The 24238-nt window shown below is 72.9% G+C and carries 21 protein-coding genes and 2 pseudogenes; 10 read left to right on the top strand and 13 right to left on the bottom strand.

Annotation, left to right across the window (positions count from 1 at the left end):
- Window positions 1–3: 3 nt before the first annotated feature.
- The 5 genes and pseudogenes from mce to AB0H28_RS17110 form a co-directional block, all read left to right on the top strand.
- On the top strand, window positions 4–468 hold the full coding sequence (gene mce, locus AB0H28_RS17130) for a methylmalonyl-CoA epimerase (protein WP_358040436.1): 465 nt from the start codon (window positions 4–6) through the stop codon (window positions 466–468).
- A gap of 297 nt (window positions 469–765) precedes the next feature.
- A complete protein-coding gene (gene ccrA / locus AB0H28_RS17125; RefSeq protein ID WP_358040433.1) occupies window positions 766–2121 on the top strand; it encodes a crotonyl-CoA carboxylase/reductase in 1356 nt (451 codons plus the stop codon).
- A gap of 264 nt (window positions 2122–2385) precedes the next feature.
- Complete coding sequence (locus AB0H28_RS17120) at window positions 2386–3639, top strand: DivIVA domain-containing protein (protein ID WP_358040430.1); 1254 nt, start codon at window positions 2386–2388, stop codon at window positions 3637–3639.
- A gap of 170 nt (window positions 3640–3809) precedes the next feature.
- Window positions 3810–5786 carry a hypothetical protein gene (locus tag AB0H28_RS17115; RefSeq protein WP_358040427.1) on the top strand — a complete coding sequence of 659 codons (1977 nt, stop codon included), beginning with the start codon at window positions 3810–3812 and terminating at the stop codon, window positions 5784–5786.
- A gap of 621 nt (window positions 5787–6407) precedes the next feature.
- Window positions 6408–6755 (top strand): annotated as a pseudogene (locus tag AB0H28_RS17110) (AI-2E family transporter); the annotation flags it as partial.
- Here AB0H28_RS17110 and AB0H28_RS17105 read toward each other — a convergent pair.
- The 6 genes and pseudogenes from AB0H28_RS17105 to AB0H28_RS17080 all read right to left on the bottom strand — a co-directional run bounded on the left by AB0H28_RS17105 (window position 6676) and on the right by AB0H28_RS17080 (window position 11717).
- Window positions 6676–7485 carry an alpha/beta hydrolase gene (locus AB0H28_RS17105; protein WP_358040424.1) on the bottom strand — a complete coding sequence of 270 codons (810 nt, stop codon included), beginning with the start codon at window positions 7483–7485 and terminating at the stop codon, window positions 6676–6678. The pseudogene AB0H28_RS17110 and the gene AB0H28_RS17105 sit on opposite strands and share 80 nt — an antisense overlap.
- Before the next feature lie 66 nt (window positions 7486–7551).
- The gene (locus tag AB0H28_RS17100; protein ID WP_358040422.1) at window positions 7552–7881 is read right to left on the bottom strand and encodes a hypothetical protein; all 330 of its coding nucleotides are present in this window, start codon (window positions 7879–7881) and stop codon (window positions 7552–7554) included.
- Window positions 7882–7927: 46 nt separating this feature from the next.
- Window positions 7928–8026: pseudogene (locus AB0H28_RS17095) on the bottom strand (SigE family RNA polymerase sigma factor); the annotation flags it as partial.
- 40 nt (window positions 8027–8066) lie between these two features.
- Window positions 8067–9911, bottom strand: a complete 1845-nt coding sequence (locus AB0H28_RS17090) for a 3-hydroxybutyryl-CoA dehydrogenase (protein WP_358040419.1) — start codon at window positions 9909–9911, stop codon at window positions 8067–8069.
- 123 nt (window positions 9912–10034) lie between these two features.
- Complete coding sequence (locus AB0H28_RS17085) at window positions 10035–11099, bottom strand: alpha/beta hydrolase (RefSeq protein ID WP_358040416.1); 1065 nt, start codon at window positions 11097–11099, stop codon at window positions 10035–10037.
- A 171-nt stretch (window positions 11100–11270) separates the two neighbouring features.
- Complete coding sequence (locus AB0H28_RS17080) at window positions 11271–11717, bottom strand: FHA domain-containing protein (protein WP_358040413.1); 447 nt, start codon at window positions 11715–11717, stop codon at window positions 11271–11273.
- A 240-nt stretch (window positions 11718–11957) separates the two neighbouring features.
- Here AB0H28_RS17080 and AB0H28_RS17075 point away from each other — a divergent pair, with 240 nt between their 5' ends.
- Window positions 11958–13460, top strand: coding sequence for an aldehyde dehydrogenase family protein (locus AB0H28_RS17075; RefSeq protein ID WP_358040410.1), 1503 nt, complete (start codon window positions 11958–11960; stop codon window positions 13458–13460).
- On the opposite strand, the gene nucS is transcribed toward AB0H28_RS17075, so the two are convergent.
- Window positions 13457–14116, bottom strand: a complete 660-nt coding sequence (gene nucS, locus AB0H28_RS17070; RefSeq protein WP_358040407.1) for an endonuclease NucS — start codon at window positions 14114–14116, stop codon at window positions 13457–13459. The genes AB0H28_RS17075 and nucS overlap by 4 nt on opposite strands.
- A gap of 71 nt (window positions 14117–14187) precedes the next feature.
- On the opposite strand from nucS, the gene AB0H28_RS17065 reads away from it, so the two are divergent.
- Window positions 14188–14805 carry a DUF4126 domain-containing protein gene (locus tag AB0H28_RS17065; protein WP_358040404.1) on the top strand — a complete coding sequence of 206 codons (618 nt, stop codon included), beginning with the start codon at window positions 14188–14190 and terminating at the stop codon, window positions 14803–14805.
- Between the two features lie 54 nt (window positions 14806–14859).
- On the opposite strand, the gene AB0H28_RS17060 is transcribed toward AB0H28_RS17065, so the two are convergent.
- The 5 genes from AB0H28_RS17060 to AB0H28_RS17040 form a co-directional block, all read right to left on the bottom strand.
- Window positions 14860–15156 (bottom strand): DUF1540 domain-containing protein, encoded by a 297-nt coding sequence (locus tag AB0H28_RS17060; RefSeq protein WP_358040402.1) that lies wholly within the window; start codon window positions 15154–15156, stop codon window positions 14860–14862.
- Between the two features lie 70 nt (window positions 15157–15226).
- Window positions 15227–17221, bottom strand: a complete 1995-nt coding sequence (locus tag AB0H28_RS17055; RefSeq protein ID WP_358040399.1) for a protein meaA — start codon at window positions 17219–17221, stop codon at window positions 15227–15229.
- Window positions 17222–17336: 115 nt separating this feature from the next.
- Window positions 17337–19490: an FtsX-like permease family protein gene (locus tag AB0H28_RS17050; RefSeq protein ID WP_358040396.1), complete on the bottom strand. Its 2154-nt coding sequence runs from the start codon at window positions 19488–19490 to the stop codon at window positions 17337–17339.
- The gene (locus AB0H28_RS17045; protein ID WP_358040394.1) at window positions 19487–20167 is read right to left on the bottom strand and encodes an ABC transporter ATP-binding protein; all 681 of its coding nucleotides are present in this window, start codon (window positions 20165–20167) and stop codon (window positions 19487–19489) included. The genes AB0H28_RS17050 and AB0H28_RS17045 overlap by 4 nt, the downstream gene beginning before the upstream one ends.
- The gene (locus tag AB0H28_RS17040) at window positions 20164–20688 is read right to left on the bottom strand and encodes a PadR family transcriptional regulator (protein WP_358040391.1); all 525 of its coding nucleotides are present in this window, start codon (window positions 20686–20688) and stop codon (window positions 20164–20166) included. Before AB0H28_RS17040 ends, AB0H28_RS17045 begins: the two co-directional genes overlap by 4 nt.
- Before the next feature lie 85 nt (window positions 20689–20773).
- Between AB0H28_RS17040 and AB0H28_RS17035 the strand changes: the two genes are divergently transcribed.
- The 3 genes from AB0H28_RS17035 (at window position 20774) to AB0H28_RS17025 (ending at window position 23357) form a co-directional block, all read left to right on the top strand.
- On the top strand, window positions 20774–21622 hold the full coding sequence (locus AB0H28_RS17035) for an ABC transporter ATP-binding protein (protein WP_358040388.1): 849 nt from the start codon (window positions 20774–20776) through the stop codon (window positions 21620–21622).
- On the top strand, window positions 21619–22467 hold the full coding sequence (locus tag AB0H28_RS17030; protein WP_358040385.1) for an ABC transporter permease: 849 nt from the start codon (window positions 21619–21621) through the stop codon (window positions 22465–22467). Before AB0H28_RS17035 ends, AB0H28_RS17030 begins: the two co-directional genes overlap by 4 nt.
- A gap of 80 nt (window positions 22468–22547) precedes the next feature.
- Window positions 22548–23357: an alpha/beta hydrolase-fold protein gene (locus AB0H28_RS17025; RefSeq protein ID WP_358040382.1), complete on the top strand. Its 810-nt coding sequence runs from the start codon at window positions 22548–22550 to the stop codon at window positions 23355–23357.
- Window positions 23358–23380: 23 nt separating this feature from the next.
- Here AB0H28_RS17025 and AB0H28_RS17020 read toward each other — a convergent pair whose 3' ends face one another.
- Window positions 23381–24229, bottom strand: coding sequence for a 3-hydroxyacyl-CoA dehydrogenase family protein (locus AB0H28_RS17020; RefSeq protein WP_358040378.1), 849 nt, complete (start codon window positions 24227–24229; stop codon window positions 23381–23383).
- Window positions 24230–24238 lie beyond the last annotated feature (9 nt).

Genomic DNA, 24238 nt, shown 5'->3' with positions numbered 1-24238 from the left:
GCCATGGCTGAGAACTCCTCCGTCGAGCCCGCTGCCGAGTTTGTCACAGACATCGGGCTGCGCCGCATCGACCACGTCGGGATCGCCGTGGCGGACCTGGACGCCGCGATCGACTTCTACCAGCGCACCTTCGGCATGCGCTGCGTGCACACCGAGACGAACGACGAGCAGGGCGTACGCGAGGCGATGCTGGCGGTCGGGCCGGACGCCGACGGCGGCATGGTGCAGTTGCTCGCCCCGCTCTCGCCCGACTCGACCATCGGCAAGTTCCTGGACAAGCGCGGTCCGGGCATCCAGCAGGTCGCCTACACGGTGGCGGACATCGACGTGGCCTGCGCGGCGCTGCGCGAGCGCGGGGTGCGGCTGCTCTACGAGGCGCCCCGGCGCGGCACGTCGAACTCCCGGGTCAACTTCGTGCACCCGAAGGACGCCGGCGGCGTGCTGATCGAACTCGTCCAACCCGCCTGAGGTGCAAGCAGGGGCCCCCTGTTAACACCCGTCTGTTAACAAGGGGCCCCTCCTAACACGTGGGAAGGCGCGCGGCCATGCGCGGTTGCACGTTCCCACGGGCAGCTCCACGCATCGGCGGATGCGGTTTTTCACACAGGGCTTCCGAGCCAAGCTACCCTTCAGTAACGTCCGGCCCCACAGGAGCGCGACCGGTGCCGGATGTGTCGATCGTCGACATGGTGGTCCCGTCGCGCCGGCGCCGACGATGGCAGCACCCCTGCCCCCGGTGCGGGTGCTGACGAACGGGAGGTCACCGTGCAGGACATCCTTGAAGCGATCATGGCGGCGGAGGGCTCGGCGCAGCCGGAACGGCAACTCGCCGCCCTCGCCGGCCTGCCGGTGCCGGAGAGCTACCGCGGCGTGGTGGTCCGCGCCGAGGACACCCGCATGTTCGACGGCATGGCCACCCGGGACAAGGACCCGCGCAAGGCGCTGCACGTCCAGGAGGTGCCCACCCCCGAGCTGGGCCCGGGCGAGGCGCTGGTCGCGGTGATGGCCAGCGCGATCAACTACAACACGGTGTGGACCAGCATCTTCGAGCCGCTGCCCACGTTCAAGTTCCTCCAGCGCTACGGCCGGCTCTCCGAGCTGACCCGCCGGCACGACCTGCCGTACCACGTGGTCGGCTCGGACGCGGCCGGCGTGGTGCTGCGCACCGGCCCCGGGGTGACCCGGTGGTCCGCCGGCGACGAGGTGGTCGCGCACTGCCTGTCGGTCGAGCTGGAGGACGCCGCCGGCCACGACGACACCATGCTCGACCCGCAGCAGCGGATCTGGGGCTTCGAGACCAACTTCGGTGGCCTGGCCGAGCTGTGCGTGGTCAAGGCCAACCAGCTGATGCCCAAGCCGCGCCACCTGAGTTGGGAGGAGGCGGCCAGCCCGGGGCTGGTCAACTCCACCGCGTACCGGCAGCTCGTGTCGCACCACGGCGCGAACATGAAGCAGGGCGACGTGGTGCTGATCTGGGGCGCCTCCGGCGGCCTGGGCGGCTACGCCACCCAGATGGCGCTCAACGGCGGTGCGATCCCGGTCTGCGTGGTCTCCTCGCCGGAGAAGGCCGAGCTGTGCCGGAAGATGGGTGCCGAGCTGGTCATCGACCGCACCGCCGAGGGGTTTCGGTTCTGGTCCGACGAGCAGACGCAGGACCAGGACGAGTGGCGCCGCTTCGGCGAGCGGATCCGCGAGCTGACCGGCGGCGAGGACCCGGACATCGTCTTCGAGCACCCGGGCCGGGAGACCTTCGGCGCCAGCGTCTACGTCGCCAAGAAGGGCGGCACGATCGTCACCTGCGCCTCCACCAGCGGCTTCCTGCACCAGTACGACAACCGCTACCTGTGGATGCACCTCAAGCGCATCGTCGGCAGCCACTTCGCCAACTACCACGAGGCGTGGCAGGCCAACCGGCTGGTCGCGCTCGGCAAGGTGCACCCGACCGTGTCGAGGACCTATCCGCTGGAGCAGACCGGCCAGGCCGCGTACGAGGTGCACCGCAACGCGCACCAGGGCAAGGTCGGCGTGCGCTGCCTGGCGCCCACCGACGGGCTCGGCGTCCGGGACACCGAGCTGCGGTCCCGGCACGAAAGCGCGATCAACCGGTTCCGCGGGCACTGACCGTACGGTGATGCCGGATTACCTTTCCGGCCGAGGGTGACGCCATTCGAACGGCGTGCGGACAGTCGTACCGACAAAGGGCCGCGGGCGATGTCCCGCGGCCCTTTCCCGGCACCGCCGCCGCGCCGCCCGCCGCGCCCGGACCTGCCAAGATCGCCGGTTGGTCCGGTCCCGCCGGCCGGGGCGAGTTGACCATGTAAAGAGGACGCGAAAGGTGCCGACCACTCTTGCGAACCACCCTGGGGCGTCTGCGAGTATGTCCCAATGCCCCAGCAGCAGTCCTCCCCTCTTGCGTTCTTCGATAACGCGAACTCACAGCCCGATTTCACCGTTGGCCTGCGTGGATACAACACCAACCAGGTCGACGACTTCATCGGCCGGCTGAGTGCCGCACTGAGCCAGTCCGAGCAGGCCCGCGCCGAGGCCGAGCAGCGGATGAACGACGCCCAGCGCCGCCTCCGCCAGGCCGAGCAGCGCCAGGGCGCGCTCGAACAGAAGCTCACCGAGACCAACAAGCAGCTCGAGGAGAACAGCCGGCCGACCCTCTCCGGCCTGGGCACCCGGGTCGAGCAGATCCTCCGGCTGGCCGAGGAGCAGGCCAACGACCACCGCAACGAGGCCAAGCGCGAGTCGGAGGGCATCCTCTCCGCCGCCCGCCTGGAGGCCCGCGAGATCACCGACAAGGCGCGCGCCGAGGCCGCCGCCATGAAGGCCACCGCCGAGCGCGAGGCCGGCAGCGTCCGCACCGCCGCCGAGCGCGAGGCCGCCGAGGTGCGGGTGCAGGCCCGCCGCGAGGCGGACACGCTGCGCGCCGACGCCGACCGGGAGACCAAGCAGCTGCGTACGGTCACCGCGCACGAGGTGGCCGAGCTGAAGTCGACTGTCGAGCGGGAGGTCGCCACGCTGCGCGCCACCGCCGAGCGGGAGATCACCCAGCAGCGGGCCAAGGCCGCCCGTGAGGCCGAGGAGAAGCGGGCCGAGGCGACGAAGCTGCTCACCGACGCGCGCGACAAGCGCGACAAGGACCTCCAGGCCCTGGAGCTCCAGCTCGCCGAGCGACGCGAGAAGGCCGAGCGCGAGGAGTCGGCGCGGCACGCTGCCCAGGTCAGCCAGACCCAGAAGATGGTCAACGAGGCCGAGCAGCGGGCCCGGGCCGCCCAGGAGCGGGCGAAGGAGATCGAGCAGCGGGCCGAGGCCCGTCGGGTCGAGTCCGAGCGCACCGCCAACGACACCGTCGACAAGGCCAAGGCGCTGGCCGACAAGACGCTGAACGAGGCCCGGGCCGAGTCGCAGCGGGTGCTCAACGAGGCCCGCACCGAGGCCGAGCTGACCACGCAGGCGGCTCGCCGCGAGGTCGAGGACCTCACCCGGCAGAAGGACGCGGTGACGTCGCAGCTCGGGCAGATGCTCTCCGGCCTGGCCGGCATCGTGCCGGGCGTGCCGGCGGGCGGCAACAAGGGCGACGCGCCGAAGGGCGACGCCGCCGGGCAGAAGGTCACGGCCGAGTCGGCCGGCTGAGCACCACCCGCTGACGGGGCATGAGCCGCGGCGCGGAGTGACACCGGTGACCCGGGGTCACTCCGCGCCGTCATGCTTTCTCCGGCCCGTTTCGCCACGAGGGTGAAGTAGGTCCCAGAAGGGGCGTCCGTATCGCCCCCACAGAGCCGGATGCGTGTGAGGATGGGGGCATGTCGCACGGCGAGGAACTGTTCGCGCTCGGCGGGGACGTGACCACGGAACCCAGCTTCGAGTCCGCGCTGCGGGGATATGAGAAACGACAGGTCGACCGCTATGTCGCCCGCGCGGAGCACGAGATCGCGGCGCTGACGACCGAGCGGGAGCAGGCGTACACCCAGATCCACAAGCTGGCCGGCCAGGTCGAGGTGTTGCAGCGCGACCTCGCCCAGGTGCGCAAGCACGTGGGCGTGGTCGACCGCGCCTCGTTCCGGCACCTCGGTCCCCGCGTCGAGCAGATCCTCACCATGGCCGAGGAGCAGGCCGACGACATTCTCGCCGCCGCCAACGAGGAGATCGAGGCCCGCCGGGCCGCCGCCGAGCACATCGTCGAGGAGGCCCGGGAACAGGCCGCGCAGGCCCTCAAGGACTTCGAGATCGCGCTCGCCGCGCGCCGGGCCGAGGAGGAGCGGCACACCGCCGCGCGCAAGGCCGAGGCGGAGGCCACGCTGAAGGCCGCCAAGGACGAGTCCACGAAGCTGCGTACGGCAGCTCAGGACGAGGCCGAGAAGCTGCGCCGGACCGCCCAGGACGCGCTGGCCAAGGCACAGCAGGAGGCCACCCAGCTACGGGACACCGCCAAGGAGATCCACTCCCGCGCCCAGCAGGAGGCCGCCCGGCTGCGTGAGTCGGCAAAGGAGGCGCTGGCCAAGGCCCAGCAGGAGGCCAACCAGTTGCGCGAGGCGGCCAAGGAGGTGCACGCCAAGGGCCAGCAGGAGGCCAAGCGGCTCACCGACGCCGCCGCCGAGGCTGGCCGGGCCACCCACGCCAAGGCGCTCGCCGAGGCCAAGAAGATCGTGGACGACGCGGAGGAGGCCGCCAAGGCCACCCGCGGCCGGGCCCGCACCGAGGCCAACCGGCTCACCGGCGAGGCCGTCGAGGCCGGCAAGCGCAACCGCGCCGAGGTCGAGGCGTACGTGCAGCGGATGCGCACCGAGACCGAGGCGTACGTGCAGCAGTCCCGGGCGACGACCCAGCAGGAGTTGGGCGCGTGGCGGGCCGGGGTGGAGAAGGAGGTGGCCGGGCAGCGGGAGAAGGCGGAGAAGGAGCTGGCCCAACGCCGCGCCGCCGCCGAGCAGGAGTTCGCCAGGCGTCGCGACGAGCTCGACAAGCAGCACACCACTCGGCACGAGGAACTGGAGCAGGCGTACGCGACCCGGCGCGACGAGATCGAGCGGGACGCCGCGGGCATCCGGCAGGCCGCCGAGTCCGACGCGCTCACCATGCGGCAGCAGGCCGAACTGGAGGCCGCCGAGCTGCTGCGCCGGGCCGAGGCGAGCGCCACCGAGCAGCGCCGCAAGGCCGACGAGCACGTCGCGGCCTCACGTCGCCAGTTCGAGGAGTACGCGGCCACGACGCAGCAGCACCTGGCCACCACCCAGCAGCACCTCGCCGCCACCCAGCAGGAGGTGGCCGCCGGCCGACAGCAGCTGGCGCAGGTGATGCTGGAGATCGCCAAGGCGCAGCAGGAGCTGGCCGACCTGCGCACCGAGACGTGGCGGTCCCGGCAGGAGTCCGACGACCTGGAGAACCGGCTCACGGCGCTGCGCCGCGATGCCGACGCGGCCGGCATCACGGCGACCCCGGTCGACCCCGGTGACCTCGCCACCGCCGCCAACGGTGCGGCGAAGGGCAGCGCCGCGGTGACGGCCGACGGCCCCGGGCCGGACAAGGGCGTGAACCGGTCGACCGGCGAGCCGGCGGGGGCCGGGCAGGTGAAGCCGATCGCCGAGCCGGTGACGACGATGGACTCGGCCGTCGGCGCGGGCGTCGACGGGGAGCCCACCGTGGCCGCCGTGCCGGGTGAGGGGGGCCGGGGCGCCACTCCCACGAAGATCACTAGCACCGGCGAGAACGGCAAGCGCCCGACCAAGCCCACCACCGACGAGCGCAGCGCCAAGCCCAGCGCGGTCACCGTCGACAAGGACTGACCCGCCAGCGCGGGTGACCGGCCCTCGGCGCCCGCGGTGTCCACCCCACTCGGCGGGCCGGCGGCGACCGCCTCGCCTCCGAATGAAGCACCACGGCTGCCCCTTGGCGCTTGAGACAACCATGGCGTTCCACCAGCACGCCAGCGAGCCCACCAGTGGAACAGCACGGCTGTCTCCAGGCGCTTGAGACAACCATGGCGTTCCACCCGCGCGCCAGCACGGCCGCGAGTGGAACGGTACGGCTGCATCCGAGCCGCCTGTCCCGCGATCTGGGTTCGGTCGTGCCCGGCGAGACGAGATCCACACCGGCTCGCCGGAACGGCGCCATCCGGCGGCCCCTCCGCCGGGCGCTGCTGGCACGACCGGGAACGGGTGACGGCATCCGGGGCGACAGCGCGAGGTGGCGCAGGGATGGTCGGGGCGGACGACGGCGGCTAGTCTGCGGGCAGCGGGCCATGGCGTCGGCGACATGCGGCCCGCCGCGAGTCGCTCGGACCGGCCGACCGACCCGCCGCTAGCCGCTCGGACACGCCGACCGACCCGCCGCTAGCCGCTCGGACACGCCGACCGACCCGCCGCGAGTCGCTCGGACCGGCCGACCGGGAGCCGGGAGGGCATCGGTTCGCCCTGGCCGTGGTGGTGGCGGTGACCGAGCTGATCCCGCAGATCGGCGCAACCCTGGGCGCGGTGGTGATGACCCTGGTCGGCCTCGCCACCGACCTGCCGGTGGGCGTCGCCTGCCTGGTGTTCTTCCTGGTCCACCAGCAGGTGGAGAACTACCTGCGCTACCCGAAGATCATGCGTCGGGCGGTGTCAGTCAACGAGGTGGCCGCGTTGCAGTTGATCCTGCGCGAGGTGGTGCTGCCCCGACAGGACGCGCGCTCAGGCACTACTCGGCGCGGCGCTGGGCCGGGCCGGGGACCGGGGTGTCGGCGAACGCGGCGACCGTGCGGTCGGCGTACGCGCTGACGTCGCCGGTCTCCATCGGGCCGTCCCAGGTGGTCGGCAGCGGCAGGGGCACGCCGGGGGCCGTCCGCCGGACGATCTCGTCGAGCACCCGCTCGGCGTCACCGACCCAGAGGTGCTTGGCGCCGTCCACGCCGACCACCTCGGCCTGCGGCACGGCGGCGAACCGCTCGCGGGCCTCCGCCGGGCGCAGGTAGTCGTCGAACTCGGGGACGAGGGCGGTGAGCGGCTTGCCCGACTCGGCCCAGACGGTCAGGTCCGCCGGTGCGGAGAAGCGCAGCGGCGGGGAGAGCAGGATCGCGCCGGCCACCGCCGGGTCGCAGCCGTACTTGAGCGCCAGGTCGGTGCCGAACGACCACCCGACGAGCCAGACGTTCGGCAACTCGTGGAACTCGGCGTACTCGATCGCGGCGGCCACGTCGAACCGCTCGCCGACGGCGTTGTCGAACGCCCCCTCGCTGGTGCCGCGGACACTGCTGGTGCCCCGGGTGTTGAACCGGAGCACGGCCAGGTCGGCCAGCGCGGGCAACCGCCACGCCGCCTTGCGGAACACGTGGCTGTCCATCATCCCGCCGTGCGTGGGCAGGGGGTGCAGGCAGACCAGGGTGGCGGCGGGCGCACGCTCCAGCGGCCGGGCCAGCTCACCGACGAGGGTCAGCCCGTCGGCGGTGTGCAGCTCGATGTCCTCCCGGCGACCGGGCAGGACCGACGACGCGCGAATCGCAGTGCTCACCGTGCCAGTCTCCCGCGTGGCGCGCCGCGCCGCCCGCTGGGGCGGGAACCTGGTGATCCAGATCGCTCAGCCGTGGCGGGGCGCACCCCGGCCGCGCTGGAGGTTCGGTCCGCGCCGGTCCCGGGCCCGCCAGCACCCGCTGTGCCAGTGCCGGCGGTCGGTCAGGTCGCCCCGGTCGTCGGCCGGCCAGGCCACCAGGTGCGGCACGCCCGGCCGGATCTCCTGGTCGCAGCCGGGACAGCGGTACGTCTTGGTGGACGCGCCGCCGCTGATCCCGCGTATTTGCCAGTCGCCGTCGCGCCACCGCTGCACGGTCGGCACGCCGTGCCGGGCACGCTCGGTGTCCAGCCCGGCGCCTTCTTCTTCCCGGCGGGGCCGATTACGACGGGGACTCACGATTACCAGCCTACGGCCGCCCCCGGCGATCTTGGCACGGGCACGCCTGGGTCAGGTCGTCGGCGCGGTGCGCGTCGCCGGTCAGCAGCCGGGCCAGGCGCAACAGGGCCGGGCCCCGGCTGCCGACGTACTCCTCGAAGGTCACACCCTCATGACGCCGTCACCGGCGCGGGTCGTCGACCCGGTCAGCGGTTGGTGTGATCGCGGAAGCCCCGGCCGCTCTTGCGGCCCAGGTAGCCGGCGGTGACCAGGTGCTCCAGCAGCGGCGCGGGGGCGAAGCCGGGCTCGCGCAGCTCCAGGTAGAGCTCCCGCTGGATGGCCAGCGAGACGTCCAGGCCGACCACGTCGAGCAGCTCGAACGGGCCCATCGGGTAGCCACAGCCGAGCTTCATCGCGTAGTCGATGTCGTCGGCCGTGGAATAGTTGGCCTCCAGCATCTTCACCGCGTCGTTCAGGTACGGGAAGAGCAGCGCGTTGACGATGAAGCCGGAGCGGTCGCCGCACACCACGCCGGTCTTGCCCACCGCCGCGCAGACCGTGCGGGCGGTGGCCGACGTCTCGGCGGAGGTGCGGATGGTGCGGACGATCTCGACCAGCGGCATGATCGGCGCCGGGTTGAAGAAGTGCAGGCCGATCACGTCGGCCGGTCGCTGGGTGGCCATCGCCACGTCGATCACCGGCAGCGAGGAGGTGGTGGTGGCGAGCACCACGCCCGGCTTGCAGATCTCGTCCAGGCTCGCGAACAGCGCCTTCTTGACGCTCAGCTCCTCGACCACGGCCTCGACCACCAGGTCGACGTCGGCGAGGTGCTCGAGCGTGGCGGACCAGGTGATCCGACCCAGCGCGGCGTCGCGGTCGGTCTCGGCGAGCTTGCCCCGGACCACGCCCTTGTTGAGCGAGGTCTTGAGCGCCTCGCAGACCTTCGCGGACTTCTCCGCGCCCCGGGTCACCGAGATGACCTCGTAGCCGGCCTTGGCGAAGACCTCGATGATGCCGGTGGCCATGGTTCCCGACCCGACGACCCCGACTTTGGCCACGACTGCGGGGCTCGCAAGCTCACTCCTCGCGTGGCCGATGCCGACCTTGGCCACGACCCGGGCGCCGTCGGCAGCCGCGACCTCCGCGGCGACCGGCGTGTGCTCGTCGGGTACGACCCTGGGCGAGCCCGGCCGCTCGTAGGTGTAGAAGCCGCGCCCGGACTTCCGGCCGAGCAGCCCGGCGGTGACCATCTGCTTGAGCAGCGGCGCCGGGGCGTGCCGGCGGTCCCGGCCGCCGCGCCGGTACATCGTGTCGAGGATCTCGTACGCGGTGTCCAGGCCGATCAGGTCCATCAGCGCCAGCGGGCCCATCGGCAGGCCGCAGCCGAGCTTCATCGCGGCGTCGATGTCCTCACGGGTGGCGTAACGGGCCTCGAACATGCCGACCGCGTGGTTGAGGTAGCCGAAGAGCAGCGCGTTGGCGATGAACCCGGCCCGGTCGCTGATGGTCACGTCGACCTTGCCGAGCCGCTCGCAGAGCGCCTCCACGTCGGCCACCACCTCGGCCGAGGTGACCACCGTGCGCACGACCTCGACCAGCTTCATCACCGGGGCGGGGTTGAAGAAGTGGATGCCGATGACCTGGTTCGGCCGGGTGGTCGCGACGGAGATCTCGGTGACGCTCAGCGACGACGTGTTGGTGGCCAGGATGGCCTCGGGCTTGCAGACCCGGTCCAGCTCGGCGAAGATCCGCTGCTTCAGGTCCAGGTGCTCGGGCACCGCCTCGATCACCAGGTCCACGTCGTGCAGAGCCTCCAGCCCGACCCGGAAGTCGACCCGCGACAACAGCGCGTCCCGGTCGGCCTCGGCGAGCTTGCCCTTGGCCACGGCGCGGTCGGTGGAGCCGGTCAACGTGGCCCGGCCCCGCTCCAGCGCGGCGTCGGAGATCTCCACCGCGGTCACGTCGAGGCCGTTGCGGGCGAACACCTCGACGATGCCGGCACCCATGGTGCCCAGCCCCACCACACCCACCCTGGTGAACTCGCGCGCCACGCCCGGCCTCCCTCGGTTGACTCCGCCGTTGCCGACATGAACGGCCGCTAAGGTTATGCGCCGGAGTCTGCCACGTGACGCTGTGTTGTCGAGACGCCGTGGGATATTTCACGCACCCCCACCTCAGGCGGGCGCGGCCACCCCGGCCAGCGCCAGCAGCTCGGCGACGAACTCGGCCGGCCGCTCCAGGTGCGGGCTGTGCCCGCAGCCCGGCAGCACCACCTCCCGGTACGCTCCCCCGGCCGCCGCGTACCGGTCCAGCACCGCGCGGGTCTGGCCGACCATCGGCTGCGGCGGGCACTCGTCCGCGCCGGGCCAGCCGGGCACGATCCCGAGCTGACCGAGGTACGCCAGGTCGAACAGCGAGGTGTCCGAGACGATCACGTCGGCGTCGCCGCGTACCCAGGTCACCGGCGGCTTGACCGGCGCGGCGACCAGCTCGTCGGCGAGCCGGAAGTGGGCCGGGGCGAGCGCGTTGAGCACGCCGCGCCGCCCGGCGGCGGTCCCCGGCCAGGCGGCCGAGCCGACCGCGGTGCCGGGGTAGTTGTCGTCCCCGGTGGCGGTGGTGAGCATGCTCTCCAGCAGCAGGTCCTCGTGGTCGCCGAGCGACGCCGGGTCGGCCACGTACGCGGCGCGCAGCACGTTGCGCGGGCTGGTGGGGCCGTCGGCGCCCCGGTCACCGGCGGCGAGCCGGGCCACGAAGTCCGGGTTGGCCCCGCCCGCGCCGGTGCCGGCGAAGTCGGGTGTGGTGGGGGTGCCGTCGAGGTCCCGGGTGCCGCCGAAGCCGTACGGCGACACGGGCGCCGCCAGCAGCAGCCCGGCCACCCGCTCCGGGTGGTCGACCAGCAGCCGCATCGCCACCCCGCCACCGAGCGAGTGCCCGACCACCACCGGCCGGGCGCCGGGCGCGAACAGCCCGGGGGCGTCGAGCAGGGCGGACACGTCGTCGGCGAAGTCACCGAGGCCCCGGGTGGCGTCGACCGGCGCGGTGTCGGTCTCGCCGTATCCGCGCAGGTCGGGCGCGACCACCCGGAGCGTCTCCGGCAGCCGGGGCAGCAACGGCTCCCAGAACGCCGACGACGAGACGTTGCCGTGCACCAGCAGCACCGGCACGCCGTCGGGCGGTCCGGCCACCCGGACCGCCTGGGTGACGCCGTTCGCCTGGATCGTGTGCCGCGCGCTTCGCATCAGCGCATGCTTCCACGCCCCGCCCCCAAAACCCATGTGCCCACCCCCCACACCCCCACCCGCCCGCCCCGCCGCTGTTTCACGGAAAAAGTGGGCATTCGAGCCCGGATGGCCACTCTTTCCGTGAATGAGGGGCGAGGGGGGTGAGGGGGGTGAGGGAGTGGGGGTGGGTCAGCCGGCGTCGACGGGGTGTGGCTCGCGCGATTCGATCGGCTGCCGCGGCGCCGGGACGGGCAGCGGCAGGGTGGGCCGCTGATCGCGGCGCGGGCGACCGAAGCTCATCCCGACCGGATCGGTGCGGGCCACACCCGGGTCGTAGAGGCGCAGGTCGGTGCGACCGAGCCGGACCACGTCGCCGTCGGAGATCGGCACGCTGCCGGTGATCCGCCGGTCGTTGAGCCAGGTCCCGTTGGTGGAGCCGAGATCGGTGAGCACCACCCCCTCACCGGTGGCCTGGACGCTGGCGTGCCGGCGGCTCAGGTGCGGGTCGGCGAGCACCACGTCGGCGTTCGGCGCCCGGCCGATCACCTGCACGCCGCGTCCGACCCGGAAACTGAGCCCGCGCATCGCCCCGCCGGACACCGTCAGCAACGGCATCAGCTCAGGATGCTCCTCCATGGACAGTCGACCTCCACCCCACATCGCCCCGCGGCGTCAGCCTGCCACCTCACCGTAGTGGCTCCCACCGCCGCGCGGTCACCCCCGTGACCCCGGGCGGTCACCTCCTGTTCGCCGTTCGGACGGGCGGGAAGGGCGCGATCGGCCATTAATCATCGTCAATGCGACAATGATCGGTACGCGCAGCGTGCGGGCCCACGACACCTACCGGCGAGTAATGTTCGGGTCTAGACTGCGGTCATGACCGCCGTGCATGTCCCCGGGGCCCCGCTCATCTCCGACGGCCGGCTGGTGTCGACCAGCCCGGCGACCGGCGCGGAGGCGGGCCGGCTTCCGGTGTCCACCGAGACGGACGTGCGCGCCGCCGTCGAGTCGGCCCGCACCGCCGCCGACTGGTGGGCGGGGCTCGGTTTCGCCGGCCGGCGGGACCGGCTCCAGCGCTGGCGCGGCGTGCTCGCCCGGCGCATCGAGGAGTTGGCCGAGCTGATGCACACCGAGGGCGGCAAGCCGGTCGCTGACGCCGTGGTCGAGATCCTCACCGCGCTGGAGCACATCGACTGGGCCGCGCGCAACGCCCGCCGGGTGCTCGGCCCCCGGCGGGTCCGCTCCCGGCTGATCCTCGCCGAGTTCACCGGGCACCTGGAATACCAGCCCTACGGCGTGGTCGGCGTGATCGGTCCGTGGAACTACCCGGTCTTCACCCCGATCGGCTCCGTCGCCTACGCGCTGGCCGCCGGCAACGCGGTGGTCTTCAAGCCCAGCGAGTACACCCCGGCCGTGGGCCAGTGGCTGGTCGACCGGTTCGCCGAGGTGGTGCCGGAGCAGCAGGTGTTCCAGGCGGTGCACGGCCTGGGCGACGTCGGCGCGGCGCTGTGCCGCTCCGGGGTGGCGAAGGTGGCCTTCACCGGCTCGACCGCCACCGCCAAGAAGGTGATGGCGGCCTGCGCCGAGACGCTCACCCCGGTGCTGCTGGAGGCCGGCGGCAAGGACGCGATGATCGTCGACTCGGACGCCGACCTGGACGCCGCCGCCGAGGCGGCCGTGTGGGGCGGCCTGACCAACGCCGGCCAGACCTGCATCGGCATCGAACGGGTCTACGCGGTCGACGAGGTCTTCGACGCGTTCGTCGACAAGGTGGTGGCGAAGGCCGGCCGGCTCACCGTGGGCGCCGAGGGGGCCGACCTCGGCCCGATCACCATGCCGTCCCAGATCGACGTCATCCGCCGCCACATCGACGACGCGGTCGCCCGGGGTGGCCGCGCGGTGCTCGGCGGCCCGGAGGCGGTCCAGCCGCCGTACGTGCACCCGACCGTGCTGGTCGACGTGCCGGAGGACTCCGCCGCCGTACGCGAGGAGACGTTCGGCCCGACGCTGACCGTCGGCCGGGTCCGCGACGTCGACGAGGCCGTCGAGCGGGCCAACGCGCTGCCGTACGGCCTCGGGGGTTCGGTCTTCGGCCGGGCGCGGGCGGTGGCCGTGGCGCGGCGGCTGCGCTCCGGGATGGCCTCGGTCAACTCGGCGCTGACGTTCGCCGGCATGTCGACGCTGCCGTTCGGCGGCACCGGCGACTCCGGCTTCGGGCGCATCCACGGCGAGGACGGGCTGCGCGAGTTCGGCCGCCCCAAGGCGGTCACCCGCCGCCGGGCCCGCTCGCTGCTGCCGTCGATGACGTTCGAACGCACCCCGGCCGACGTCGCCCGCCTGGTCAGGGTGGCCAAGCTGATGTACGGCCGGAAGCGCTAGAACAGCGTCAGCTCGTCGCGCTCGATGCCGCGCAGCTTGTCGTAGTCGACGACCACGCAGCGGATGCCCCGGTCGGTGGCGAGCACCCGCGCCTGCGGCTTGATCTCCTGCGCCGCGAAGACGCCGGTGACCGGCGCGAGCAGCGGGTCGCGGTTCATCAGCTCCAGGTAGCGGGTGAGCTGCTCCACCCCGTCGATCTCGCCGCGCCGCTTCACCTCGACCGCGACCGCGCCGGCGTCGGCGTCGCGGCAGAGCAGGTCGACCGGACCGATCGCGGTCATGTACTCCCGGCGGACCAGCGTGTAGCCCTCGCCCAGCGTCCCCGGGTTGGCGGCGAGCAACTCCTGCAGGTGCGCCTCGACGCCGTCCTTGCGCAGGCCGGGGTCGATGCCCAGCTCGTAGGAGGTGTCCTGGAAGATCTCCTCCAGGGTGATGCGCAGCTCCTCGCCGGCCTTGTTGACCACCCGCCACACGCCGGGCGCCTCCTCCAGCCGGCACGGCGGGCTCATCCAGTTCAACGGCTTGTAGGCCCGGTCGTCCGCATGGATCGAGACCGAGCCGTCCGCCTTCACCATGAGCAGCCGGGTGGCCGGCGGCAGGTGAGCCGAGAGTCGTCCGACGTAGTCCACCGAGCACTTCGCAATGACCAACCGCACCCGACGAGGGTAGCCGAGGCCCCGGCCGGCGCCGACGAGCGCCACTGGCGCACCGGTGCCATATTGAGATCGTGCTCGAAGTCCTCACCGGTTCCGGTCTCGCCGCCTCGGCGGGCCTCAACGCCTACATCCCGCTGATGCTGATGGGCCTGCTGGCCCGCTACACCGACCTGATCGAGCTGCCGAGCGGCTGGCAGTGGCTGGGCAACGGCTGGGTGCTGCTGATCCTCGCCGTGCTGCTGGCGGTCGAGGTGGTGGCCGACAAGGTGCCGGTGGTCGACCACGTCAACGACATGGTGCAGACGGTGGTCCGGCCGACCGCGGGTGGTCTGGCCTTCGGCGCGGGGTCCGGGTCGGAGACGGTGACGGTGAGCGACCCGGACACGTTCTTCTCCACCCACCAGTGGGTGCCGGTGGTGGTCGGCGTGCTCATCGCGCTCGGCGTGCACCTGCTCAAGGCCGCCGCCCGGCCGGTGGTCAACGCGACCACTGCCGGCTTCGGCGCACCGGTGGCGAGCACCGCCGAGGACGCCACCAGCGTGATCATGTCGGTGGTGGCGATCCTGCTGCCGGTGCTGGTGCTGGTGTTCGCGGTCGGCCTGGTGGCGTTCGTCGTCTGGTTGTTCCGCCGACGCGGGGAACGCCGCCGGGAACGCGCCGCCGCCCGGGCGGCCGGCTTCCGCGTCTGACCGGGGCCGCGCCCGGCCCGCGTCACCCGCCGCTTACCCGTTGCCGGGGACCGCTCAGCGGCTGCGGTAGGTCATGCAGTCGGCCAGGTCCATGTCCGGGCCGACGGTGATGGCCGGGGCGTGGCACTCCAGGTCGGAGTTGTGCTGGCAGTCGGAGCGCGTGCAGGCGCCCACCTGGGCGGTCGACTGCGCGATGCCGCCGCGCACCGGCATGTCCACGTAGGTGTGGCAGTGCGCGTGGTCGCTGCTGCCGATCGTGATGGCGAACGCGTGGCAGTCGTTCGTGTGGTTGTAGGCGCAGGACCGGACGGCACACTCCTGGACCCGGGGCATCTCCAAAGACGCGGTCATTTTTCCGCCCTTCCGTGGTGTCTTGCCCCGACTTTAGGCTTTTCCTCGCCGTCCCGGGCCGGATCCCGCCCTACATGCGCTCGCGGATGACGGTGACCAGCTCGTCGATGATGCCGGTGAGCGCGAAGTCCTTCGGCGTGAACACCCGGGCCACCCCGGCGGCCCGCAATGCCTCCGCGTCGGCCGGCGGGATGATGCCGCCCACCACCACCGGCAGGTCACCCCGCCCGGCGGCGCGCAGCCCGTCCAGCACCGCCGGCACGGCGGCCAGATGCGAGCCGGAGAGCACGGAGAGGCCGACCAGGTCGACGTCCTCCTCCACCGCGGCGGCCACGATCTGCCCGGCGGTCAGCCGGATGCCCTGGTAGATCACCTCGAAGCCGGCGTCGCGGGCGCGCACCGCGATCTGCTCGGCGCCGTTGGAGTGCCCGTCCAGCCCCGGCTTGCCGACCAGCAGGCGCAGCCGGCCGCTGCCCAGCTCCCGGGCGGTGGCGGCGACCCGTTCGCGGACCGCCGCGAGGCCCGCGTCGCCGCCGGCCCCGGCCGCCCCGGACAGCCCGGTCGGCGCCCGGTACTCGCCGAAGACCTGACGCAGCGCGCCCGCCCACTCCCCCGTGGTCACGCCCGCAGCCACGCAGGCGAGCGTCGCCGGCATCAGGTTCGTGGTGGTCGCGGCGTCCGCGCGCAGCCGGTCCAGCGCCGCGTCCACGGCCGCCGCGTCCCGCCCGGCCCGCCATGCGCGTACGCCGTCCACGGCGGTCGCCTCGACGGCCGGGTCCACCTGCTCGATCGCCTCGGCGCCGGCCGCGGTCAGCGGAGACGGCTCGGTCTCGGTGAACCGGTTGACGCCGATCACCACGTCGGCGCCGGACTCCATCCGCCGGCGCCGGTCGGCGAGCGAGGCGACCAGCGCGCTCTTGAGGTAGCCGGACTCCACGGCGGTCACCACGCCGCCCATCTCCAGCACCTTGTCCAGCTCGACCCGGGCCCCGGTGACGATGTCGTCGACGAGCGCGGTCATCACGTGCGAGCCGTCGAACAGGTCCGGATATTCGAGCAGGTCCGACTCGTACGCCAGCACCTGCTGCATGCGCAGCGACCACTGCTGGTCCCACGGGCGGGGCAGGCCGAGCGCCTCGTTCCAGGCGGGCAGCTGCACGGCCCGGGCCCGGGCGTCCCGGGAGAGCGTGACGCCGAGCATCTCCAGCACGATCCGCTGGATGTTGTTCTCCGGCTGCGCCTCGGTCAGGCCCAGCGAGTTGACCTGCACGCCGTAGCGGAACCGGCGCTGCTTGGCCTCGGTCACGCCGTACCGCTCGCGGGTGATCTCGTCCCAGAGCGCGCCGAACGCGCGCATCTTGGCGATCTCCTCGACGAAGCGCACCCCGGCGTTGACGAAGAAGGAGATCCGCTGGACCACGTCGCCCATCCGCTCGGCCGGCACCTGCCCGGAGTCGCGCACCGTGTCGAGCACGGCGACGGCGGTGGCCAGCGCGAACCCGACCTCCTGCACCGGCGTGGCGCCGGCCTCCTGGAGGTGGTAGGAGCAGATGTTCACCGGATTCCACCTCGGCATCGTCTTCAGCGTGTGCGCGACGACGTCGGCGGTGAGCCGCAGGGAAGCCGCCGGGGGAAAGATGTACGTCCCCCGGGACAGGTACTCCTTGATGATGTCGTTCTGCGTGGTGCCGGAGAGCCTGTCGGCGGTCCAGCCCTGCTCCATGGCGACCGTGCCGTAGAGCGCCAGCATCCACATGGCCGGCGCGTTGATCGTCATCGAGGTGTTCATCTCGGCCAGCGGGATGCCGTCGACGAGCGCGCGCATGTCGCCGAGGTGGGCCACCGGCACCCCGACCCGGCCCACCTCGCCGGCGGCCAGCTCGTGGTCCGGGTCGTACCCGGTCTGGGTGGGCAGGTCGAACGCGACCGACAGCCCGGTCTGCCCCTTGGCCAGGTTGCGGCGGTAGAGCGCATTGGAGGCCGCGGCGGAGGAGTGCCCGGCGTACGTGCGCATCACCCACGGGCGGTCCCGCTCCGGCAGGCGTCCCGGCATCGCGTCGTCCATGGCCGGAGTCTAAGTTACCGTTCAGTAAAAGCGGCTGTGCAAAACCGCACAGTTGGATGGCTGCGCCGGTGGGCCGGCCGGGGCTCCGGGTGTGGCCGGCCCACCTGGCGCGCGCTCATTCGCTGCGCGCGGTCTGCGGACCGGTGACGCGCTCCAGCAGCGGCAGCGTGGCGGCGATGACGGCGAGGCAGCCGAGCAGCCCGACGGCCACCACGGCGGCGAACCCGAGCCCGGGCAGCCGCAGGTCGTAGTGCATCTGCGCGCGCAGGAACAGGTGCGCGGCGACCAGCCCCATCCCGACCGCGACCGCGGCGACGGTCAGCATCGGCACCACGCTCTCCAGCGCCACCACCCGGCGCAGCAGCCGCACCGGCGCGCCGCTGAGCCGCAGCAGGCTGAACGGACGCTTCCGCTCGCTGAGGCCGGCCGCCACGGCGACCGCCAGGCTGCACCCGGCGAGCGCGAGGCTGGACACCACCACCACGTCTGCCAACCGCTGCCAGCCCCGCATCGTGTTGGCGAAGTCGGCCTCGAACTCACCGGGCACGTTCGGAGCCACCCGGTAGGCGGGGAACGCGGCCTCCATGATCGTTCGGGCCCGCTCGATCGCGACCGGACCGTCCGCGTCGACCGCCAGCGAACCCGCCGGCAGCCGCGGGAGGGCCGCCGGGGCGACCTCGGAGGCGGGCCAGACCCGGTCCGCCGAGGCGGACTCCCGCCAGGGGATCAGGTCCTCCGCCACCTCGGCGACGCTCGCCCCGTCGGCGCACCGCCCGTAGGCGGCCGGGATGTCGGCGCAGGCGATCACCCCGTAGTCGTGGCCCGCGCCCGGCACCGGGTTCTCCCGGATGACCACGACGTTGCGCACGCCGGGGACCGCGGCCAGGTCGGCCGGCAGCGTGGCGGGCACCTGCGCGTCCTCCCCCAGCCAGAAGGACAGCCGGCCGGCTTCCAGCGAACCCCGGGGGGCGGGACCGCGCTCGGCGGCGATCGTGCCCATGATGCCGACCGCCACGGTGGTGACGAACAACGCGAGCATCACGCCGCTGACCGCCCGGAAGCCGGCGGCCGGGTTGTCGGCGAGCCGGCGGGCGGCGATCAGCGTGGCCGGCCGCCCGGCGCGGGCGGCCATCGCCCGCGCCGCGACCATGGTCAGCCAGGGTCCGCCGGTGACCAGCCCGGTCATCACCAGCAGCAGGGCGGGCAGGAAGAGCGCGGTCTGGCCGTCGCCGGTGTCGGGGCGGTAGAGCAGGCCGAGGCCCAGCCCGGCGAAACCGAGCACGAGCGGGAGCAGCCGGTACGCCCGCGGCGGCCTCGGTGTCACCCGCCGGGTGACACCGAGCGGGGAGATCCGCACCCGGCGCAACGCGATCCGAGCGGCGACCGCCGCGCCCGCCGGCACGCCGAGCGCCACCACCAACACGTCCGGCACGCCGAGGGTGAGGTCACCGGGGAAGTACGGCAGGCCGGTGAACGGGATCGCGGCGAGCTGGCGGCGGAACGCGAGGAACAGCGCGAAGCCGACCGCCGCGCCGGCCGCCGCGGCGAGTGTCGCCTCCACGGCCGCGACCACCGAGATCTGTCGTGGGGTGGCCCCGACCAGGCGCATCGCGGCGAAGCGTTGCTCCCGGCGGGCGGCGCCGAGCCGGGTCGCGGTGCCGATGAAGATGAGCACCGGGAAGAGCAGCCCGCCGGCCACCACGCCGAGGATCAGGTCGATCGCGGTCTCCGGTAGCGGCGCCTCGTTGCCGGCCACCCGGGTCACCTTCCGGACCCGGTCCAGCGCCCCCACCTGCTCCGGAGTGCCGCCGACCAGGATGAGCAGGCTCTCCGGCGAGGTGAGCGCCGCCGGGCCGACGGGGCCGAGGTCGCGGCCGGGATAGCGGTCGGCGAGCTGGTCGGCCGGGGTGGTTGCCAACAGCTTCCGCAGCGCCGGGGAGGCGTACCACTCGCCGGGGCCGGGCGTCCGCGGCACGCCGACCGGGGTGGGCGCGGTCGGCCCGGTGGCGGCGACGTCGACGCGCTGGATCTGGGTGCCGTGGAAGTAGTCGAACCGGGTCGACCAGAGCAGCGGGTCGGCGGCGCCGCCCGCCGTCTCCTGCGGATACATCGAGGCGTACCGGCCGAGTTGGGCGTTGGTGGCGTGCACGCCGGCCACGGTGGTGAGCAGCAGCCCGGTGCCGATCGCGACGGCGGCGGCGATGGCGGCCAGCCGCACGAGCGCCTCCCGCCCGCCCGCGACGGCCAGGCGCAGCGCGAGCGCGATCACGAGGCGACCCCGGCCGGCGCGTTGATCCGGCCGTCGCGCACCACGACCTCGCGGTCGGCGTACGCGGCGACGCGCGGTTCGTGGGTGACCAGGACGACGGTGGTGCCCTGCTCCCGGGCGGTGTCGACGAGCAGGTCCATCACCTCCTCGCCGGTGAGCGAGTCGAGCGCGCCGGTCGGCTCGTCGGCGAAGAGCACCTGCGGCCGGGCGACCAGGCCCCGGGCCAGCGCCACCCGCTGGGCCTGCCCGCCGGAGAGTTCCCCGGAGCGGCGGTGCTCCAGGCCGCCCAGCCCGAGCCGCTCGAACCAGGCGCGGGCGGACCGCAGCGCCGGGGCGCGCCGGACGCCGCCGAGCAGCAGCGGCAGCGCGACGTTCTCCGCCGCGGTGAGTTCCGGGACGAGCTGGCCGAACTGGAAGACGAACCCGAAGCGGTCGCGGCGCAGCGCGCTGCGCTCCGCCTCGCCGAGCGCGTCGAGCCGCACGTCACCGAAGCGAACCTCGCCGGAATCGGGCACCAGGATGCCGGCCAGGCAGTGCAGCAGCGTCGACTTGCCGGAGCCGCTGGGGCCCATCACCGCGACGACCTCACCGGCCTCCACAGCCAGGCTTGCGCCGCGCAGGGCCGGGGTCTCGCCGAACGCGAACGTGACGTCCCGGGCCTCGATGGTCACGGTCATCGCCGCACCGCCTTCCGTAGCGCGTCCAGTCGGGCGCCGGCCATCTCGATCCAGCGCAGGTCGGCCTCCAGGTGGTAGAGGCCGTGGTCGGCGAGCATCAGGTCGACGAGGCCGCCGGCCCGCTTCACCTCGGTCAGCTCGCGCATCCGGCGCAGGTGCGCGGCGCGCTGGGTGTCCAGGTATTCCTCGGCCGGGCGGCCGAGCATCAGGGCGAGCACGACCTTGGCGAACAGCACGGTCTGCAGGTGCGGTTCCGGCTCGACCGGCTCGGTCAGCCAGTGCTCGACCTCGGTGGCGCCCCGGTCGGTGATGACGTAGCGCTTGCGGTCGGGGCCGGCGCCGGGCTCGACCTCGCTGATCACCACCTTGCCGTCGCGGGCCAGCCGGCTGAGCGTCGAGTAGACCTGCCCGTAGGGCAGCGGTTTGCCGCGCCCGAAGAAGGCGTCGTAGTCACGCTTCAGGTCGTAGCCGTGGCTCGGCTCGCGTTCGAGCAGGCCGAGCAGGGTCAGGGGAACCGTCATGCAGCGACAATACACCGGGTGTATACCTCGCGTATATAGCGAACCCGGGACCGCGGCGGCCGACGGCAGGACGCACACTTAAGGCATGGACCAGCAGCTCGCGATCTCCGTCCGGGGACTGCGTAAGACGTACGGCGACAACGTCGCGGTGGCCGGGGTGGACCTGGACGTCCACCGGGGCGAGGTGTTCGCCCTGCTCGGCCCGAACGGCGCGGGCAAGACCACCACGGTCGAGATCCTGGAGGGCTACCGGCACCGCGACGCCGGCGAGGTCCGGGTGCTGGGCGTCGACCCGGCCCGTCCCGACGCCGACTGGCGCTCAAGGGTCGGCATCGTGCTCCAGGGCACCGGCGAGTTCGACGAGCTGACCGTCGGCGAGGTGGTCCGGCACTTCTCCGGCTTCTACCCCGACGCCGACGACCCGGCCAAGGTGATCGAGCGGGTCGGGCTGGGTGCCAAGGCCAGGGCGCGCACGCACACGCTCTCCGGCGGGCAGAAGCGCCGCCTGGACGTGGCGCTGGGCATCATCGGCCGCCCCGAGCTGCTCTTCCTCGACGAGCCGACCACCGGCTTCGACCCGGAGGCCCGGCGCGAGTTCTGGGAGCTGATCCGGGACCTCTCCGCCGCCGGCACCACGATCGTGCTCACCACCCACTACCTGGACGAGGCCGAGGCGCTCGCCGACCGGGTCGGCGTGATCGCCGCCGGTCGGGTGGTGGAGGTCGCGCCACCAAACCGGCTCGGCAACCGGCAGGAGTCGCTGGCGACCGTCTCCTGGCGTACCCCGGACGGGGTGGCCGAGTCGGCACAGACCGCGACGCCGACGGCGCTGGTGGCCGAGCTGGCCGCGCGCTTCGGCGGCGAGGTCCCCGGCCTGGCGGTGACCCGGCCGACCCTGGAAGACGTCTACCTGCGGATGATCGGACACCCATGACCACCACCACGAAGCCGGCGGCCCCGGTCGCCGCCGCCGCGTCGGCCCGGCGGCCCGGCCCGGGCGCGTTGGCGCTGCGCCAGGGTCGACTGGAGATCACCCAGTTTCTGCGCAGCCGGGAGTCCGTCGTGTTCACGATGGGCTTCCCGATCATCATGATCCTGATCTTCGCGGCGATCTTCAGCGACGAGATCGCCCCCGGCGTCAGCTACACGCAATACTTCATCACCGGCATGATCGCGACCGGCCTGATGACGGTGAGCTTTCAGAACCTCGGCATCTGGATCCCGATCGAGCGGGACCGGGGCGTGCTCAAGCGCTACCGGGGCACGCCGATGCCGAAGTGGGTCTGGTTCGCCGGCAAGGTGATCATGGTGGTGGTCATCGGCATCGCCGAGACCGCGCTGCTGCTCGCCGTCTCGGTCGCGCTGTTCGACCTGGACCTGCCGCAGACCGCCGCCACGTGGCTGACGTTCGGCTGGGTCGCCGTCCTCGGCGTCACCGCCTGCACGCTCTGCGGTATCGCCATCTCGTCGCTGGCCCGCACCGCGCGCAGCGGCTCGGCCGTGGTCACCCCGGTCGCGCTGGTCCTCCAGTTCATCTCCGGCGTGTTCTTCGTCTTCACCAGCCTGCCCACCTGGATGCAGCAGGTCGCCGCGCTCTTCCCGCTCAAGTGGATGTGCCAGGGGCTGCGCTCGGTCTTCCTGCCGGACAGCTTCGGCGCCCAGGAGCCGGGCGGCTCGTTCGAGCTGGGCAAGGTGGCGCTGGTGCTCGGCCTGTGGTGCGTGATCGGCCTGATCCTCTGCCTCACCACCTTCCGCTGGACCACCCGCCGCGACGGCTGAGGGTGAAAGGAGGGGCCCCTTGTTAACGCCTGGCGTATAGAAGGGGCCCCTTCTCACACTCAGGTGGCACACTCGCCGGCATGGCACGCACGTTGAGCCGGCGGACGCTGCTGACCGCCGCAGGGGGGATCGCCGGCGGTGCGCTGGTCGGCGGTCTGGCCGCCCGGCAACTGTCCGCGCCTCGACCCGGGCCGGCCCCGGCCCTGCCGGACGCGCCGGCCGGAGACGAGCGGCTGATCCGCATCGCCTCCGCCGCCCGCGGCCGGGAGGTGGACTTCTGGACCGCCGTGCCCGACGGCTACGGCGACGGCCGGGGCCTACCCATCTGCCTGGTCCTGCACGGCGCCTCGGCCACCCCGCGCGACTACGGCCGGTTCGGGCTGGCCCGCTTCCTCACCGACGGGGTACGCCGTGGCGCCCCGCCGTTCGCGCTCGCCGGCGCCACCGGCGGCCGGCTCTCCTGGCGACCGTCCGGCGACGACGACCCGCAGCGGATGGTGCGCGAGGAGGTGCCCGCCTGGTGTGCCCGGCGTGGTTTCGACAGCAGCCGGGTCGCCGTGTGGGGCTGGTCGATGGGAGGCTTCGGGGCGCTGCTGCTCGCCGAGACGTACCCGGAATGGCTGCGGATGGCCGCGGCCTTCTCCCCCGCGGTGCGCCCCGGCGACGCGGTCTTCACCGGGGCGGACAAGCTCCGTGGCACCCCGGTCGGGCTGTGGTGCGGCCGACAGGACAACTTCCTTCGCGACGTCCGCGCGCTGGCCCGGGCGCTGCCGGAACGCCCGGTGCGCGCCGCCTGGGCCGACGGGCGGCACAACTTCGGCTACTGGGGCACCGTCATCCCGGACGCGTTCGCGCTGCTCGGCGCCGCGCTCACCCCGCCCCGGACGTGAGTCGTCCGGGGCGGTAGCCGTGCTCAGTACGGGTAGAAGCCCTGCCCGGTCTTGCGGCCCAGGTCACCGGCGGTGGCCATGCGCTGGAGCAGCTCCGGCGGGAAGAACTTCTCGTCGGCGGTGTCGGTGTAGATGTTGCGGGTGGCGTTGAGCAGCACGTCGACGCCGGTCAGGTCGACGGTGGCCAGCGGGCCCATGGCGTGCCCGAAACCCAGCTTGCAGGCCGTGTCCAGATCCTCGGCGGAGATCACGCCGGACTCGACCAGCTTGACCGCCTCCATCGCCAGCGCGCAGATCAGCCGGGTGGTGACGAAACCGGCGATGTCCCGGTTGACCACCACCACGGTCTTGCCGATCTCCTCGGCGAACGACCGGGCGGTGTCCATGGTCGCGTCGCTGGTCTTGTAGCCCCGGACCAGCTCGCAGAGCTTCATCATCGGCACCGGCGAGAAGAAGTGGGTGCCGACCACCGACTCCGGGCGCTGCGTGGCGGTGGCGATCTGGGTGACCGGGATGGCCGAGGTGTTGGTGGCCAGCACCGCGTCCGCCTTGCAGATCTTGTCGAGCGCGCGGAACACCTCGTGCTTGATCTCGATCTTCTCGAAGACCGCCTCGACCACGATGTCCGCGTCGGCCGCCGCCTCCAGGTCGGTGGTCGGGGTGATCCGACCCAGCGCCGCCTCGACGTCGGACGCCTCGATCTTCCCCTTCTCGGCGAACTTCGCCAGCGACTTCCGGATGCCGTCGACGCCCCGCTTCGTGGCCGCGTCGTCGACGTCGCGCAGCGTCACCTGCCAGCCCGCCTGCGCCGCCACCTGGGCGATGCCCGAGCCCATCAACCCGGCACCGACGACCGCGAGTCGACCCGCCATCTGCTTCTC

It is taken from the genome of Micromonospora sp. NPDC050980 (assembly GCF_040653835.1).
Taxonomy (GTDB): Bacteria; Actinomycetota; Actinomycetes; order Mycobacteriales; family Micromonosporaceae; genus Micromonospora.
This window is presented reverse-complemented; position numbering and strand designations above follow the sequence as displayed.

What these genes read in the sequence shown, in the direction of transcription:
- mce (WP_358040436.1), top strand. Translation starts at nt 4, where the DNA reads ATGGCTGAGAACTCCTCCGTCGAGCCCGCTGCCGAGTTTGTCACAGAC.
- AB0H28_RS17120 (WP_358040430.1), top strand. Translation starts at nt 2,386, where the DNA reads ATGCCCCAGCAGCAGTCCTCCCCTCTTGCGTTCTTCGATAACGCGAAC.
- AB0H28_RS17115 (WP_358040427.1), top strand. Translation starts at nt 3,810, where the DNA reads ATGTCGCACGGCGAGGAACTGTTCGCGCTCGGCGGGGACGTGACCACG.
- AB0H28_RS17085 (WP_358040416.1), bottom strand. Translation starts at nt 11,099, where the DNA reads ATGCGAAGCGCGCGGCACACGATCCAGGCGAACGGCGTCACCCAGGCG.
- AB0H28_RS17080 (WP_358040413.1), bottom strand. Translation starts at nt 11,717, where the DNA reads ATGGAGGAGCATCCTGAGCTGATGCCGTTGCTGACGGTGTCCGGCGGG.
- AB0H28_RS17075 (WP_358040410.1), top strand. Translation starts at nt 11,958, where the DNA reads ATGACCGCCGTGCATGTCCCCGGGGCCCCGCTCATCTCCGACGGCCGG.
- AB0H28_RS17060 (WP_358040402.1), bottom strand. Translation starts at nt 15,156, where the DNA reads ATGACCGCGTCTTTGGAGATGCCCCGGGTCCAGGAGTGTGCCGTCCGG.
- AB0H28_RS17055 (WP_358040399.1), bottom strand. Translation starts at nt 17,221, where the DNA reads ATGGACGACGCGATGCCGGGACGCCTGCCGGAGCGGGACCGCCCGTGG.
- AB0H28_RS17045 (WP_358040394.1), bottom strand. Translation starts at nt 20,167, where the DNA reads ATGACCGTGACCATCGAGGCCCGGGACGTCACGTTCGCGTTCGGCGAG.
- AB0H28_RS17040 (WP_358040391.1), bottom strand. Translation starts at nt 20,688, where the DNA reads ATGACGGTTCCCCTGACCCTGCTCGGCCTGCTCGAACGCGAGCCGAGC.
- AB0H28_RS17035 (WP_358040388.1), top strand. Translation starts at nt 20,774, where the DNA reads ATGGACCAGCAGCTCGCGATCTCCGTCCGGGGACTGCGTAAGACGTAC.
- AB0H28_RS17030 (WP_358040385.1), top strand. Translation starts at nt 21,619, where the DNA reads ATGACCACCACCACGAAGCCGGCGGCCCCGGTCGCCGCCGCCGCGTCG.
- AB0H28_RS17025 (WP_358040382.1), top strand. Translation starts at nt 22,548, where the DNA reads ATGGCACGCACGTTGAGCCGGCGGACGCTGCTGACCGCCGCAGGGGGG.
- AB0H28_RS17020 (WP_358040378.1), bottom strand. Translation starts at nt 24,229, where the DNA reads ATGGCGGGTCGACTCGCGGTCGTCGGTGCCGGGTTGATGGGCTCGGGC.